This window comes from Scytonema hankhaensis NUACC26, from assembly GCF_045865695.1.
In the GTDB taxonomy this organism is placed as follows: Bacteria; Cyanobacteriota; Cyanobacteriia; order Cyanobacteriales; family Nostocaceae; genus Scytonema.
The window spans coordinates 40,273-54,706 of sequence record NZ_BAACAP010000180.1; the positions used below are offsets into that span (position 1 = coordinate 40,273).

Genomic DNA, 14,434 nt, shown 5'->3' on the forward strand with positions numbered 1-14,434 from the left:
TAATTCATATGGCAGTATTAATAATTACGTTCAGTCAAGACAACGAAAGTATTCCTTTAGTCATTAAAGCAATTGAAGCGAGAGGAGAAAAAGCATTTCGTTTTGACACAGATAGATTTCCTATTGAAGTGCAGCTAGATATTTACCATGGCGATTCCGAGCGAGCAATTATTACTGATGGCGAACAGAAGCTAGATTTGAATGACGTGTGCTCAGTTTGGTATCGACGGATGCGCTACGGGGAAAAAATTCCTGAAACGATGGACAAGCAATTTAGAGAAGCCTCAATTAAAGAATCTCGCGCTACTGTTAGGGGTTTGATTGCCAGCATCAAGGGATTCCACTTCGACAAAATATCAAGTGTGGACTTGACCAATAATAAGCAACTACAGCTGCAAGTCGCACGAGAGGTTGGTCTTTTGACTCCGCGTACTTTAACTTCAAACAATCCAGAAGCAGTGAAGCAATTTGCCTCTGAGTGTAAAGAGCAGGGTATAGTCACAAAAATGCTTTCTTCCTTTGCCATCTTTGGCGAGCGGGGAGAAGAGTTTGTTGTTTTCACCAATCCAGTAACAGATGACGATCTGGAAAATCTTGAAGGATTGCGTTTTTGTCCGATGACGTTTCAAGAAAATTTGTCAAAGGCGCTAGAGTTGCGGACGACTATTGTAGGACACCGTGTATTTACTGCTGCAGTGGACTCCCAACGTTTGGAGAGAGCGACTTACGACTGGCGCAAAGAAGGGAGAGCTTTAAGCGAGAGTTGGCAACCTTACGATTTGCCTGAGGATATTGAGAAAAAGCTTCTTAAACTGATGGGTTATTTTGGTTTAAACTATGGAGCGATCGATATTATCGTTACACCCGATGGTCGGCATATATTCCTTGAGATTAACCCAGTTGGGGAATTTTTCTGGCTGGAGATTTTTTCACCACACTTCCCGATTTCTCACGCAATTGCCGAAATTCTGCTGACTGGTAGAAATTAGGTCATGGAGTATTGGGCATGGAGCATTGGGAAACTGCACGAACAACAACGCACCGAATTGCGGTAAAAGTAGAAAATGGCATCGATAAGGGACTTCCAAAATTTCGAAATTTCGTGGTGCGGGCGTCCCCGCCCGCAAATAATATAGAACGGGCGGGGACGCCCGTCCCACAAGATGGAGAATTTAGTCCCACAAGATGGAGAATTTAGTCCCACAAGATGGAGAATTTAGTCCCACAAGATGGAGAATTTATTGCTGGGAAATCCTAAGATAAAACCTCAAAGATCTTTATTTAAAACTCCTGTTTTTAAGATATGCAAACTCAAGTTACTCGCAATCCAGCCACGCTCGATCCTCTCTCAGGTTTTACGCAATTTTGGAAGGATGTCAGCGTGGTAGCTCAACCTTACTGGTATCCAACAGAGCCAGAAGGAAGAACATTTTCAGACGTGATTCGCTCATGGGGAATGCTTGCTCTCCTAATATTATTAATCATCTCGCTTGTAGGTGTAAGTGCCTTTAATAGCTTTTGGAATCGCCATGTGCTGGATATAGTTATCCAAGAGAAAGACTTATCTAAATATCTTGATACGTTATGGATTTCTTCCCTTGGTATTCTAGTAGTAACGCTCTTGGTTGCATTTTCTAGATATGTCAGAAAAAGAATCGCTCTTGATTGGTACACATGGCTGAACGAGCGCATTTTAGAAAAATATTTGAGTAAGCAAGCCTATTATAAAATTAATTTTAAATCCAATATTAGTAACCCAGATCAACGCATCTCTCAAGAACTTGAACCAATTACTAGTAGTGCTTTGCTCTTTTCAGCTACTTTTATAGAAAAAGTGCTGGAAATGTTGAGTTTTCTAATCATTCTTTGGACTATTTCCTCACAAATTGCGATTTATTTGATTATTTATACAATCGTTGGTAATTTGATTGCTGTTTACTTAACTCGAGAACTAAATAAAATTAATCAAGAAGAACTTGAGTTTAAAGCTGACTTTACTTATTGTCTGACTCATGTTCGCAAGCATGCTGAATCTATAGCTTTTTTTCAGGGAGAAGAGAAAGAATTAAATATAATCAATCGAAGATTTAATAATGTTCTAAAAAGTGCCGAACGCAGGCTGAGTTGGGAGAGAGGTCAAGATGTTTTTAACAGATCCTATCAGTCTGCTATCACTGTATTTTCGATGTTTGTACTCACACCTTTATTTATTACAGGTCAAATTGACTATGGAGAAATTAACCAAGTTAGTTTCTGTTGCTTTCTCTTTTCTAATGCTTTGGGAGAATTAATAGCTCAATTTGGGAATTCTGGGCGGTTTTCTAGTTACGTTGAGCGGTTAGCTGAGTTCTCAGATGCATTAGAGACTGTTACCAAAAAACCGGAGAATGTCAGTACTATTAAAGTTATAGAAGACAAGCGTTTGGCTTTTGAGAATGTCACCTTACAAACGCCAAACTACGAACAAGCGATCGTCGAAAATTTGTCACTGTCTGTTCAATCGGGAGAAGGGTTGTTAATTATTGGACCGAGTGGACGAGGAAAAAGTTCTCTATTGAGAGCGATCGCTGGTTTGTGGGATGCGGGGACTGGTCATCTGGTACGACCTCCCCTAGAAGAAGTCTTATTTTTACCCCAACGTCCTTATATAATTTTAGGAACTTTGCGCGAACAGTTACTCTATCCTCATACAACTACGCAAGTGAGCGACAAAGAACTTGAAGAAACTTTGCGACAAGTTAATCTCCAAAACTTGCTTACCCGTGTAAACAGCTTTGACACAGAAGTTCCTTGGGAGAATATACTGTCGTTAGGAGAACAACAACGTCTTGCTTTTGCAAGACTCTTAATGACTCGCCCTAGCTTCACTATCTTAGATGAAGCGACAAATGCTTTAGATTTAAACAATGAAGGAAATTTATATCAACAATTACAACAAACAAAAACAACTTTTATCAGCGTTGGGCATAGAGAGAGCCTGTTTAAGTATCATCAATGGATTTTAGAGCTTACATTCGGCTCTAATTGGCAACTTGTCTCCGTACAGGATTATAAACTCCAAAAGGGAATTATCGACAATTCACCTCAAAACGAGCAAATTATAATAGATACTTTCTCTAACAATGGATTTCCAATTCAACCAGAAACATCAGCATTAACAGACACAAGTGTGGGGCTTTCTCATCAAGAGATTAAAACATTAACAAATTATTCTATTACTACTATTAAAAGCAGAGCAAGTCAGGGAAAGTCCATCACTACTAAAGATGGTGCGGTCTACTATTATAACAAAAACCCAAAGGTGTTAAAATGGATGAGAGGTTAGTGGCTACAAGTTTATCAATCGCGTTATGCTCAAAATTATCCCAGATGCCATAAGTTTACCTACAGGTTTATTGGAACTGGGCGATCGCATAGTTCCATCATATCTACAGCAATGCTAACTAGAAAGCAAAACAAACCAATTACTTTTGAATCTATTACAATTTATGAAAAAACTTATCAATTACCCATTCTAAAAAATACAAAATTAAAAAAAATTCCCAAAAAAATTAGAGAATGTCAAATCTTACTGAAAGAAGGTATTAAATATCATTATTATTTTTGGGGGAAAATTAAACGAAAACAAGAAATAAGTCAAGGGCAAACTTTTACAGAAATCAAATCATTAATGAGAGATTACACTCAAATTATTGATTTTGTGGAAAATTATAAAGATAGTTATCAAGAGTTTTTGTTAAAACTTACAGATGACTGGAAAGATTTATTTAATCAAAAATATATTGAAATTAAGAAGATAAATGACGAAAGAAACAAGTTGGAAATAAAAAATCAGAAAAATCATCAAATTATTGAGAAACTAAAATGGGAAAAACAAGAAAACTTAAAATCAATTTTACTTTTAAGCAATACTAACTTTTTGATGTTAGAAAAAATTCAGTTGTTGACTGAAGGAATTAAAAATATAGCAGAAGATACCAAAAAACAAAAGCAAATTATTCAGCAAATAGTTAAAGATTTAGAGGTGTATCAAGAGATTTATGAATATCAGATAAGAGCCACTAAAATTCGTCAAGAAATAGCAAAAATAGCTGAAACAGCAATCAATCTTGAAAATTTTTTACAAGATTACTTTAGTCCATTTCAATCTTTAATAGATGAAGTAGTAAAATTAGATGCAGATTTTTACACAACTGTAGGAGAAATTAAAAATTTAGCTGATAGTGCTTTAAATTCTCCATCGAATTTATTAAAACTAGAAGAAGCAGACACAATTTCTGAAAAGTTTCTCGATTTATTAGTGGCAAGTTACGAAAAAAAAGATAGACTAAAAGATGCTTTTAATAAGTCTGAATTATTAGATGGCCAATTTCCTAATTTTGAATTAAGTGATGATATCATTACTTTAGATAAAATCATTTACTCAATATCTAATTATACATCAGAGCAACTGGCTGTTCAAAGAAAATTGCTAGGAATAGAAGAAACAAATGTTGTTAATACAAATTTTATACTTCCTCTTGAAAAAAGAGAATTGGTGAACACAAGTAATAATGATGTTACGTTCACCAAAGACTTTAAAAGCAGTAAAAATATCGATTATAGTCAACTACAGAATCTCCTAGCACAGAACAAGTGGAAAGAAGCCGATCTTGAAACCGCTAAATTAATGCTAAAAGTCATGGGTAAGAATGATTGGAATGAAGTTTACAAAGAAGATATTAATAATTTTTCGTGTAAAGCTCTTTATACCATCGATCGCCTTTGGCAACAACACAGCCGTGGATATTTCGGCTTTAGTATTCAGCAAAGTATTTGGAGTGAAATAGGTAGTCAAGTAGATTATGAAACAGAAAAGAGACTTGGCGATCGCCTTGGTTGGCGAAAGGAGGGAATCTGGTTAGAATATGACCAGCTCATTTTTAATTTATACCCCACGACACCGATGGGACATTTACCAGTCAAATGGTTACACTATGACCAAGATATTTTTGACTTATCTCTAAATTCCTCCGTTGAACCCCTTTCAATGGGAGCTTGGCGAGTTGGTTCTTGGCTTGTATGGCAAATGCACTTATTCTTTTCTCGTGTAAAAATTTGTAAAGAAACTTTCTCATGAATAATAATCAAGCAAAAATAGAGTTAATTAATCGTATGAATCTTTCCGATATAGAAATAGAAACTTTACTTTTTGGAAAATGGCGTTTTAATACAGATTGGGAAAAATTTGCTATCTCATTTAAAGATGATATGACTTATGAGCAAACCAGAATTCAAACATTCTTTTTATCCAAACCAAAAGAATTGATAACAGGCAATAAATTTACTGGCGTGTGGCATATAAATGACAGAAAACTGTGTTTAATTGTTAAAACTGTTCCTAAGTCATTTTTAAATTTCCAGTTGCCAGTATTACCTAGAGTATATCTTGCGGATATGGTAGCTAGTGTCGGTTCTTTGCTGAAAACAGAAGTATATGAAATTATTCAAATCAATAGTTCTCACTTTTTAGCAAGAGATGTAGATAAATTCCTTGTTGGTACAAAGGTAAGTTAATTCTTGTCGGCTTTCCCGATAATTTTTATGCCGAAAAATTTTAATTTTTTAATTGTATCACTAACAGCGATTGAAGTCAACTCTTTGCCTAACACATAAAAACTACCGGCGATCCTGACAGAACTGTACAGTTTATTCTTCGCTTTATTGATTGTTATGGTTGCATTTTTCTTGTTGTTAGCTCCTTTGAGGATGAAAAGACCACCAAAATTGAAGCTACCAGACACAGTTAATTTGCTGCTATTAACGCTAGCAGTGACGTTAGCAAAATTATACCCTAGAAACTTGAGGTTTCCTGCAATACTAGCAGAGTTATCGATATTACCATTAGTCTTTTTGTTTAAAGTAACTGTAGCACCACTGAAAGCTAAAATGCCAAAATTGAAATTACTGTTAGCCTGAAATCCGCTTTCATTGAGGCTGATACCTGATGAGGTGAATTGTTTTCCCAGGAGAGTAATATCACCTATTCCAAAAACCTTTTTATTTGTCAAGTCAAGTTTGAAACTGGGAACATTCAGCTTTAGAACATCCCCTAAACCGAGAGAAACATTATCAATGGTGACTTTCTGAGGATTAAATGATAAGGTACCGCTTCCTAAAGATTGATTAAAAGCCGCGATCTTTCCTGTTCCCGATGCACTCTGATTTTTCAAGCTAACCGTGAGAGTTGGAATATCGATAGTCAAGAAACCTGCTAAATTCAGCTTGGTGTTCTTCAGTGTCACACTATCCCTGGTAACATCAAACGTACTATCGGCCAAAGTATTCCCTAACACTAAAATCGTTCCAGTACCACTCCCACTGCCAGATTTTAGCTCGATACTTAGGGTATTCACATCGATCGCTACCAGATTAGCCAAACTCAGGTCAAAGTTTTTAAAGATGGCACTGGTAGGTGTAATCTGAAATTCAACATTTGCAATTTCATTGTCAAGAAGCTTAACATAACCATCCCCCATGAGGTATTGCTCATTAGGGGTTACGTTCAGAGCTAAATCTAAACAATCGTCATTCGTTCCACCAATTTTTAGAAATCCTAAATCAATTTCGGGAACATTCAAAGAACCTTCAACTTTACTGAAAGTTCTGTCACCTTGAAGGGTTAAGGTTGCCTCACGTCCCCAAGCAGTCATCTTGCCATTAATTTCCAACCCTTCTGATATCGGTTGACCTGCAATTGTTGCTGGGAAAAGAACATACTTTACTAAGGGATCGAGTTTTCCGTCTCCATGGCGATCGATAGATTCAATGTTTAAGTCCAGAAAAGTGTTTAAAAACGCTAATGCTTTATTAACTAAATTGATTGAGGAACTTGCTTGCTTCAGAATAACAGAAGCGATTGGTCCCTGCCACAAATCTACTAAGTTAACTGGCTGATTGGTAGTTAAAATAAAAGCTAATCTCTCAGGATCGTTAGTGTCCATGAGAAATGCTACCTCAAGGTCTATTTCTTGCCATTTTAAATCTCCGATAAAACCAAAGTTATCGAAGTAGGGAGGTAAATAAGTTCCACCTCCTTGAAAACCAATATTGCGAAATTCAGTTCCCACTAACCCATAGGGATTACACCAAGAATTTTTACCTTGTTGATAGAAGCATGCGGTTATGGATTCGGGTTCGAGGGAAAGTTTGCCAGCAAGAAATAATACGGGTTCGTCGTTTTGCGTTGGATCGTAGCCTTGGATAGCCAAGTTTCCGGTTACTCCAAAGTTTGGTTCTAGATCGGTCCCAATATCTAGCCCTATGACCAGATGACTAAAAGTAGCACTAAAATTGTTTATGGAATATAGCAGGATATTTCTTTGAATATTACCCGTTAAACTGACCGAGCCTACAGGATCGAAACTGATATAAACCTTTAAGCAATCAACTCCTAACTGGCTGTGAATAAAATTAGCAAAATTCGTATCGAGATTTGTAAAATCAGTATTTCCAATAAAGTTAAACCCTTTGCTTAAATTAATCTGCCCTAACTCTGAATGTGTAAAAGAATGGCTAAGGTTAGTTATAATCAGTTCTGGATTGATTAACTTCAAGCTATTAATAATAGGAATTCCACCCGTTAAACAACCAAAAGCAATATCATTAGGCAATTTATAATTTAACGTGATTCTGTCATTAAAGGTCAATTCAAGATTTTGGGAATTCAATAATCCCTTTAAACTCAATTCAACTCCTTGAGTTTCTTTAAAAAAACCGAACTTTGGTGTAGATATGCTGAGTTCAGATTTGCCAAAAATTCCACTAATAATGCCATCAATTGCCATACCCATGTAAGGTCCAGAAGTATCAAGGTTAAATATTTCGTCTAAATCTAACTGAATATCGTTGACAAATTGTAAACAAATTACTGAATTTGTTAAGATTAAAGCTACATTCTCTAAAGACTTAAGTTGCCATTTAAAAGCATCAGGTAAGCTGATTCCTCCTAAATAATTGAATAGCCTAAGAATATCTCCTGGATTAACGTCAGGAATAGTAATTTGATAGGACAGATTGTGCGGCTCGACTCCCTTCACATGAAGACTGGGATTCAAGATCGGAAAAACACTAAGGCTATCACTAATTTTTCTTAAACCTAAGCTATGAGATAAGTTCTCCAGCATCCTCAGACTATCAATTTCTCCCAAGAAGTTAAGGTTAAGAAAGTCATTGCCAAGTTGTAATTCAACATTAGCTCCTGTTGCTGTTGCTAAGAACTCACTGACATAATTGGGTAATTGCTCAAGACTATTTAAAAACCTCGTGGCTTCTTCCTGGGACAATTGTGAGATTTGAGCTTGAGCGTCAAAACTCGGATTGGTGGGTTGAAAATCTTTAATAGTAATAACTGAATTATTAATTATAGATAAATTTTGAAAGATATTCATGGTTGAGAATGGACTTGGTAATCAAGCTGCTTTACTCCCTTTCCGCTCTAAAATTCCACTCCAGTATGTAGGGTGGGTATTGCCCACCCTACGCTCATAGCTAATCTTCTAGTGGGAAAGGAGAACTGTTAATATTCTGCTTTTTAGTCTACGTGTCAATAACGCTATTGTAAACTACTTGACGTAGTATATTTTCTACTCTTTGCTCGATCTTGGTGTTTGCTTTATTTAGCTTTTGTAATTTTTTTCTGGCTTTAATTGCTTCTACAAGTGTATCTAAGGAGCGATTTGAAGCAAATAACCCTTCAGCCGAAGAAGTGAGAGCTTGAATTTCGCTGTTTCTTGCTTGATATTTGCTCTTGAGTGCTTGACGGTAGAGAATAAATGCTCCTATCCCTAATACGATAGAAATGACTAAGCCGATACACACTGCCATCAGTAGAAATCTTTGCAGTTTAGCCGCTTTGTTTTGTTGTTAAAGTTGTGCTTCTACTGCTTTTGGCCTTGCTGCTTCCAGTGCCATTTACACCTCTTGCGCTTCACATTCTTGACTAGCCGCTAAGAATTGATAATCGAGATCGCTGAGACTTTTGCCTTGCGCCCACTTTTGAGCATCCTGTAATGCCTGTTCTCGTAGCAAACGCGATTTGTCTTGATAGCTTGACTTGACCCAAGCATTAAATGTCTATGAGTAAGGACGGAGATTATCTAACTGTCTGATGACCCATTCAGCATTAAAGACATTGCGGTAAATAGGATTTTTTATGCGGAGATAATTATTGTGCTTTTCAACTAAGCCACAGAGCAATAGTTCTGTTTGTTCTTGAGTGTCATCAGTTGGTACGAGACGATAGGGAGCAGAAGAAGGCTCATTGTTACTACTACCGGCTTCTTGACCTCTCCAGTTTTCTAGTGTTGCACTCTCTGCTTCTTCAGCAAGCAAGATGCGCTGATAAAGTCCTAGTAAGCGCCCTGCTTTTTGCTCGTCGAATAGCAGGCGATCGCGAATTGTACGTAAGTGTTCGGGTTCGTCAAGTGATTCCCAATGTTGAATGATGCGCGATCGCACGAGTTGCTCTATCCAAAATTTCTCAGTTCCCACAGGTAGGGAAATCGTGCCAGTGGCAGATTCTAAGGCTATCAGGTAGACTATCTGACAGAGTTTTTGGGTTAAAAACGGCTGTCCTTGAGTCCAGACTAGGATTTCTCGCAGCACAGTTTCGCTTTGGTTAACCACTTCTTCTAAGCCTTTGAGTAAAGGTCTGGCTTCATGCACTTGAAAGCCGTATAACTCAATAGCTGTACCAATGTTAAAAGGTGTTCGGCGTTTGTCAGTTAGGAAATCTCTGGGACTGGCTACACCAAATAGAGCAAATCCAAGACAGTCAAACTTTGGGTTGTGCGAGCGCTGGTTGTAGCAATGACGAATCCAAACAAAGAAGTCGTTAACAGGGAAATTCAAACTCAGCAAGCTATCAATTTCATCAATGAAGATGAAAACGCGCTGATGTTGCACGTAACGGAGCAACACCTCTTCCACAAATTGATGCAATCTTTGTATAGGTGAAAGGTCTGCTTGCTGTTGCCACCAATCTTTAAAGTTAATGTACTGTGCTAAGTCTAAAGAGTGGAAAAGAGTCAGAATAGTGCCTTTGTACCATTGCAACGGTGTGGTTTCATCGCTACCCAATCTAGAAACATCTATGTAAACACAAGCACAGCCTTCTTGTTCTAGAAGATAGCTAATTCGCTGTAATAAAGATGACTTCCCCATCTGACGGGAGTTGAAGACGTAACAAAAATCGCCTGCTTTCAATGCGTTATATAATATTCCGTCTGCTTCACGAACAACATAGGTCGGATCGTTACTTGGGAGACTGCCGCCAACCTGATATCGCATATAAAAATGTGACTGAGAGAATGGGTAATGCCAAACATTTGCTCATTATAGGTCGTAACTCAGTAGATTTATGGAAATGTCATTTGTCATTTGTCATTGGTCTTTTGTGAATCTACTTAAGTGTCTTAACTGTCCTTGCATTTTCGCTTTGATATTGAGAATATTTAAACCTGTAGATACCACTAGCAGTGGATCGGCAATTATAGAAAGAATTTACAGCCATTTTCAGGTAAACAGACCACAGTCGTAAGGGCGCAAGGCGTTGCGCCCTTACAAGCGGTGTGTTTCATTTAGGTGAAAACTACTGTAATAGGTAAATAGTCATTAGTAACTTAGGAAACAATTCTTTCAGTTATAAATTGCATCTGCTAAACAGTCAATCATCAAAAAATCAAAGAGGTCATTAAGGAGCACTATTAAAGAAGTACTACCTGCTTCAGAATTTTTAAAAAAGAACTTAGGTATTTCCGAAATTCCTGTTGAAGCATACCTTAACTATGGATATGCACTACTTGCTATTGCTGGAGCTGATGGAGAAGTCTCAGAAGTGATTCTGGGAATCCCCTAACTTCTAGTTAGGGGAGGATGTCAATTTGTAGACTACATTCATGCACGTAGATAGAGGATGAATTATCTAGCCGATATCTGAAGAATATTTGTTAAATTTTGAATTCTTATAGGGAACGCAAGCAATAATAAAATGATAACTAATGCAATACGGATAGTTGTTTTTGAAAGTAGGCGCGGTAGAGTTCGCAACGCGGAATCAGACGTTCGCCAACGTATGCAACTAATCCAAGGCTGTGAAGCTTGTAAGCTTCAATGGGAGTCAGAACAATGCTTTGGTCAGATCTAACAAGCTGAGTATATGCTTGTATCAGCGCGGGCTTTTCTTGTAGAACTATCCAATGTTGCCAGAGATAATGGCGGTAGACTCCGCCATTAGCAAGAGCTTCGGCAATCAGTTCGTCTAAAGTCATTCCTTGACAACACACATGATATAGAGCGCTCCTCACTAGTGCTGGATGTCCCCCTATCAGAGACATCAATTTCCTAGCTTCTTTTCTAGAATCCCAATTTAGCCCGTGTCGTTGCGCTAATTCCTGGACTTGTTGCTGAGTGAATTCTGGTAGGCATAATGGTAATCCAATATTGAACGGAGAACGATTGATATCTAGAGAAACAGAAACTTCAGTGGAGTAAACCACAACAAGTCTTAGTTTTTGCCAGTTCCTATCCCGCCGTGCTTCTTCGTACCACGATCGCAACAAAGAAAAAAGCTCTTGAGCAAGTTGAGGGTATTCAAACAAACAGTCAACTTGTTCTAAGACAAGAACTATCGGCTCTCTAATTTGTTCGAGTAAGTAGTTTTTTATGTAGAAACTACAGCTCAACTTAATACCAATTTCTTCATCCCAGTTAGCATCTAAATTGGCTTCTATCCCCAATGCTTTTGCCATTTGCCTACAAAAACAACGCAAAAACTGGTTGACATTATGCAAGCTGAGCGTATCGATTTGCTGACAATCTAGCTTGACTGTGTGGTAATCCTGCTGTTGAGCAAAGTTTAACAACCGCAACACTAGAGAACTTTTCCCCATACCTCTTGGAGCTCGAATGCGGATGACACAACCCGGTTGAGTTATTTCCTGATAAGCTAAGCTTTCAATCAGTGAGCGTTCTATATAAAGTGGAGAATCCAAGGGAACCGGACCATCTGGATATACACATATACTTTGATACAGCAGATTGCAAGTTTATGAAGTACAGTAGCAACAGTTGGTAAACCAGTTTCGTAGATGCTTGGAGTTGACCAAATCGAGTGCAGTGGCAATCAGCGTATCAACCATATGAGTTGTAGTTGGAGAAAACTGGCGCAAGAAAGCTTTAAGTTGAGACCACCAATGTTCAATTGGATTAAAATCGGGAGAGTAGGGTGACAAATTTAGAATACTAGCACCAACAGATTGAATTAGAGGTTCAATTGTTGCAATCTTGTGGGCTGGAAGATTATCCATAACAACTACAGCACCTGACCACAACTGAGGAACTAAACATTTTTCAATGAAGACTTCAAAAGCATCTCCACCCATCGAGCCATTTAAAGTCATCACTGCTAAAACTTCTTTTAAGCTGATTGCACCAATAACTGTGATTTTTGCTCCACGGTAAAAAGGTTTTAAGTCATATACTCTAGTTCCATAAGGGCTTCGAGCATGAGTTCTTGTCAAGCCCAGTAAAACACCCATTTCATCTAAAAATACGAGGTTTTTAGGTTCTATATTTTTGACTTTCTCCCAATATTCACCCCTGAGATTTTGGACTCTAGGAGTTGCCGCTTGACTACTGCGTAAAGTCTTTTTTTTCGTGTCAATTCCTGTCTTTGTAATGCACGACACATGGTGCTGGTGCTTACCCATTGGTTATGGGTTTCTCCCCAGTATTCACAGTATTCTGATAGAGTTGCATCTGGGTATTTTTCTACCATACAAGTAAGTTGAGTTTCAGACCCTTCTAACTCACCCTTGATCGTTCCACCCTGTTTTCCTGGTATCAGATGACCTTCTATCTTATGAATGTTTCAGCATTCTCTGCACAAAAGCTTTACTCACATCAAACCTTGTTGCTATTTTTCTGACCGAGGTATTTCCTTGTTCGTAAGCTTTAACTACTTTTTCTCTAAAGTCGATGGAGTAAGGCTTCATTTTTTCTCTTAATGCACCAATCTTAGTGTATTCTATTTACCTGCAATCTGCTGTACCTAATCTTTTAAGAGATATTAAAAATTTAGTCGATGACCAGAGTCAAACAGACCCTAGTTTTAAAAGCCAGAGATTGTATACACGCCTAACGGCAAGCCAAGTACGAAAGTTACTAATTGATAAGTTTGATTATAGTAATGAACAGTTACCGACAGAAGAGACAATTCGCGTTAAATTGAATTATTTAGGGTATCGGCTCAAACGGGTAGCAAAAGTACTTCCTCAAAAAAAATCCCAGAAACTGATGCAATCTTTGAGCAACTAGTAACAGTGAATCAATCGGCTTTAGATGATAAGAGCATTTTACGTCTCAGTCTTGATGCCAAAGCTCGTGTAAATATTGGTCCTTTTGATAGGGGAGGCAGAAACAGGGCTTTAACCAAGACTGAAGACCATGATTTTAATCCAAAAACAACTGTCACTCCTTATGGTATCTTTCTTCCAGAGCTAGATGAACTATTTTTATACTTTACAGAGTCTAAGGTAACCAGTGATTTTATCGTTGATATTTTAGAAGATTTTTGGAAAAGCGAACGTCGGCGATTTTCAAATATAAAAACGCTTATTCTTAATCAAGATAATGGTGGAGAGAATAATTCTCGGCGTACCCAGTTCATGAAACGTATAGTAGAATTTGCTCAATCTAATCAATTAAATATCCGTTTAGCCTACTATCCCCCCTATCACAGCAAATATAATCCGATTGAGCGAACATGGGGGATATTAGAGAAACATTGGAATGGAAGTATTTTGGATGAAGTAGAGACAGCTTTGAACTTTGCTAAAAATATGACATGGAAAGGGAAGCATCCTGTTGTTAAATTAGTAACTCAAGCTTACTCTAATGGAGTTAAACTTACTAAAAAAGCTATGGATGAAATTGAACAAAAAATTGAGCGTCTCACCAATTCTACGCACGAAAAATTTCCTAATTTAGGTGAGTGGTTTATTGATATTTATGGTGGAATAACCTAAGAGAAGTCAATTTTTATAAAAGCTTAAAATTGTCAAAATAATCCAATACTAATTATTATCATGCACCATTAATTTACTACAGAGTGCAAAGCTTCTCATGGATATTTAATAGGGGGAGAAAGCGGTTGTCGGCAGCAACCGCTTTCTCCCCCTATTAAAATGATTATTCTTATTGTATTCGCGGGGATTATTGGTTTTTGTGCGGGGCTGCCACTTTAAGCAGGTCTTGAGCAAAATCATATGCAGGTGAGGACTATGAAAATATTAGTTACGGGCAACGAAGGAATGATTGGTTCAGTTGTTGAAAAAGTTTTGTGTGCCGACGGATATGAAGTGATTGGCTTTGATATTGCAAATGGTCATAATAT

At 37.5% G+C, this 14,434-nt stretch carries 11 protein-coding genes and 1 pseudogene; 6 read left to right on the forward strand and 6 right to left on the reverse strand.

Annotated features, from left to right (window positions below):
* The first annotated feature begins 8 nt into the window (after positions 1-8).
* The 4 genes from ACKTT2_RS16970 (at position 9) to ACKTT2_RS16985 (ending at position 5,556) form a co-directional block, all read left to right on the forward strand.
* Positions 9-989 (forward strand): MvdD family ATP-grasp ribosomal peptide maturase, encoded by a 981-nt coding sequence (locus ACKTT2_RS16970; RefSeq protein ID WP_407888953.1) that lies wholly within the window; start codon positions 9-11, stop codon positions 987-989.
* A 314-nt stretch (positions 990-1,303) separates the two neighbouring features.
* Positions 1,304-3,325, forward strand: coding sequence for an ABC transporter ATP-binding protein/permease (locus ACKTT2_RS16975; protein ID WP_407888955.1), 2,022 nt, complete (start codon positions 1,304-1,306; stop codon positions 3,323-3,325).
* A gap of 111 nt (positions 3,326-3,436) precedes the next feature.
* Positions 3,437-5,119, forward strand: coding sequence for a GUN4 domain-containing protein (locus tag ACKTT2_RS16980; protein WP_407888957.1), 1,683 nt, complete (start codon positions 3,437-3,439; stop codon positions 5,117-5,119).
* Positions 5,116-5,556, forward strand: a complete 441-nt coding sequence (locus tag ACKTT2_RS16985; protein WP_407888959.1) for a hypothetical protein — start codon at positions 5,116-5,118, stop codon at positions 5,554-5,556. The genes ACKTT2_RS16980 and ACKTT2_RS16985 overlap by 4 nt, the downstream gene beginning before the upstream one ends.
* Here ACKTT2_RS16985 and ACKTT2_RS16990 read toward each other — a convergent pair.
* The 6 genes from ACKTT2_RS16990 to ACKTT2_RS17015 all read right to left on the reverse strand — a co-directional run bounded on the left by ACKTT2_RS16990 (position 5,553) and on the right by ACKTT2_RS17015 (position 13,034).
* Positions 5,553-8,429 (reverse strand): hypothetical protein, encoded by a 2,877-nt coding sequence (locus ACKTT2_RS16990; protein ID WP_407888961.1) that lies wholly within the window; start codon positions 8,427-8,429, stop codon positions 5,553-5,555. The two genes, ACKTT2_RS16985 and ACKTT2_RS16990, sit on opposite strands and share 4 nt — an antisense overlap.
* A 148-nt stretch (positions 8,430-8,577) precedes the next feature.
* Entirely contained in the window at positions 8,578-8,865 is a 288-nt protein-coding gene (locus ACKTT2_RS16995; protein ID WP_407888963.1) for a hypothetical protein, read from the reverse strand.
* Positions 8,866-9,114: 249 nt separating this feature from the next.
* Positions 9,115-10,329: an AAA-like domain-containing protein gene (locus tag ACKTT2_RS17000; protein ID WP_407888965.1), complete on the reverse strand. Its 1,215-nt coding sequence runs from the start codon at positions 10,327-10,329 to the stop codon at positions 9,115-9,117.
* 707 nt (positions 10,330-11,036) lie between these two features.
* The gene (locus tag ACKTT2_RS17005; RefSeq protein WP_407888971.1) at positions 11,037-12,077 is read right to left on the reverse strand and encodes an AAA-like domain-containing protein; all 1,041 of its coding nucleotides are present in this window, start codon (positions 12,075-12,077) and stop codon (positions 11,037-11,039) included.
* A gap of 9 nt (positions 12,078-12,086) precedes the next feature.
* On the reverse strand, positions 12,087-12,749 hold the full coding sequence (locus ACKTT2_RS17010; protein WP_407888967.1) for an IS630 family transposase: 663 nt from the start codon (positions 12,747-12,749) through the stop codon (positions 12,087-12,089).
* Positions 12,750-12,899: 150 nt separating this feature from the next.
* Positions 12,900-13,034: a hypothetical protein gene (locus ACKTT2_RS17015; RefSeq protein ID WP_407888969.1), complete on the reverse strand. Its 135-nt coding sequence runs from the start codon at positions 13,032-13,034 to the stop codon at positions 12,900-12,902.
* A 25-nt stretch (positions 13,035-13,059) separates the two neighbouring features.
* Between ACKTT2_RS17015 and ACKTT2_RS17020 the strand changes: the two are divergent.
* Both ACKTT2_RS17020 and ACKTT2_RS17025 read left to right on the forward strand, forming a co-directional pair.
* Positions 13,060-14,066 (forward strand): annotated as a pseudogene (locus tag ACKTT2_RS17020) (ISAzo13 family transposase).
* 255 nt (positions 14,067-14,321) lie between these two features.
* Positions 14,322-14,434, forward strand: a 113-nt coding sequence (locus ACKTT2_RS17025; protein ID WP_407888973.1) for an NAD-dependent epimerase/dehydratase family protein, incomplete at its 3' end; no start/stop codon positions are given.

Coding starts and splice junctions, on each gene's coding strand:
- ACKTT2_RS17000 (WP_407888965.1), bottom strand. CDS start 10,329: ATGCGATATCAGGTTGGCGGCAGTCTCCCAAGTAACGATCCGACCTAT.
- ACKTT2_RS16995 (WP_407888963.1), bottom strand. CDS start 8,865: ATGGCAGTGTGTATCGGCTTAGTCATTTCTATCGTATTAGGGATAGGA.
- ACKTT2_RS17010 (WP_407888967.1), bottom strand. CDS start 12,749: ATGGGTAAGCACCAGCACCATGTGTCGTGCATTACAAAGACAGGAATT.
- ACKTT2_RS16970 (WP_407888953.1), top strand. CDS start 9: ATGGCAGTATTAATAATTACGTTCAGTCAAGACAACGAAAGTATTCCT.
- ACKTT2_RS16980 (WP_407888957.1), top strand. CDS start 3,437: ATGCTAACTAGAAAGCAAAACAAACCAATTACTTTTGAATCTATTACA.
- ACKTT2_RS16975 (WP_407888955.1), top strand. CDS start 1,304: ATGCAAACTCAAGTTACTCGCAATCCAGCCACGCTCGATCCTCTCTCA.
- ACKTT2_RS17015 (WP_407888969.1), bottom strand. CDS start 13,034: ATGAAGCCTTACTCCATCGACTTTAGAGAAAAAGTAGTTAAAGCTTAC.
- ACKTT2_RS16985 (WP_407888959.1), top strand. CDS start 5,116: ATGAATAATAATCAAGCAAAAATAGAGTTAATTAATCGTATGAATCTT.
- ACKTT2_RS16990 (WP_407888961.1), bottom strand. CDS start 8,429: ATGAATATCTTTCAAAATTTATCTATAATTAATAATTCAGTTATTACT.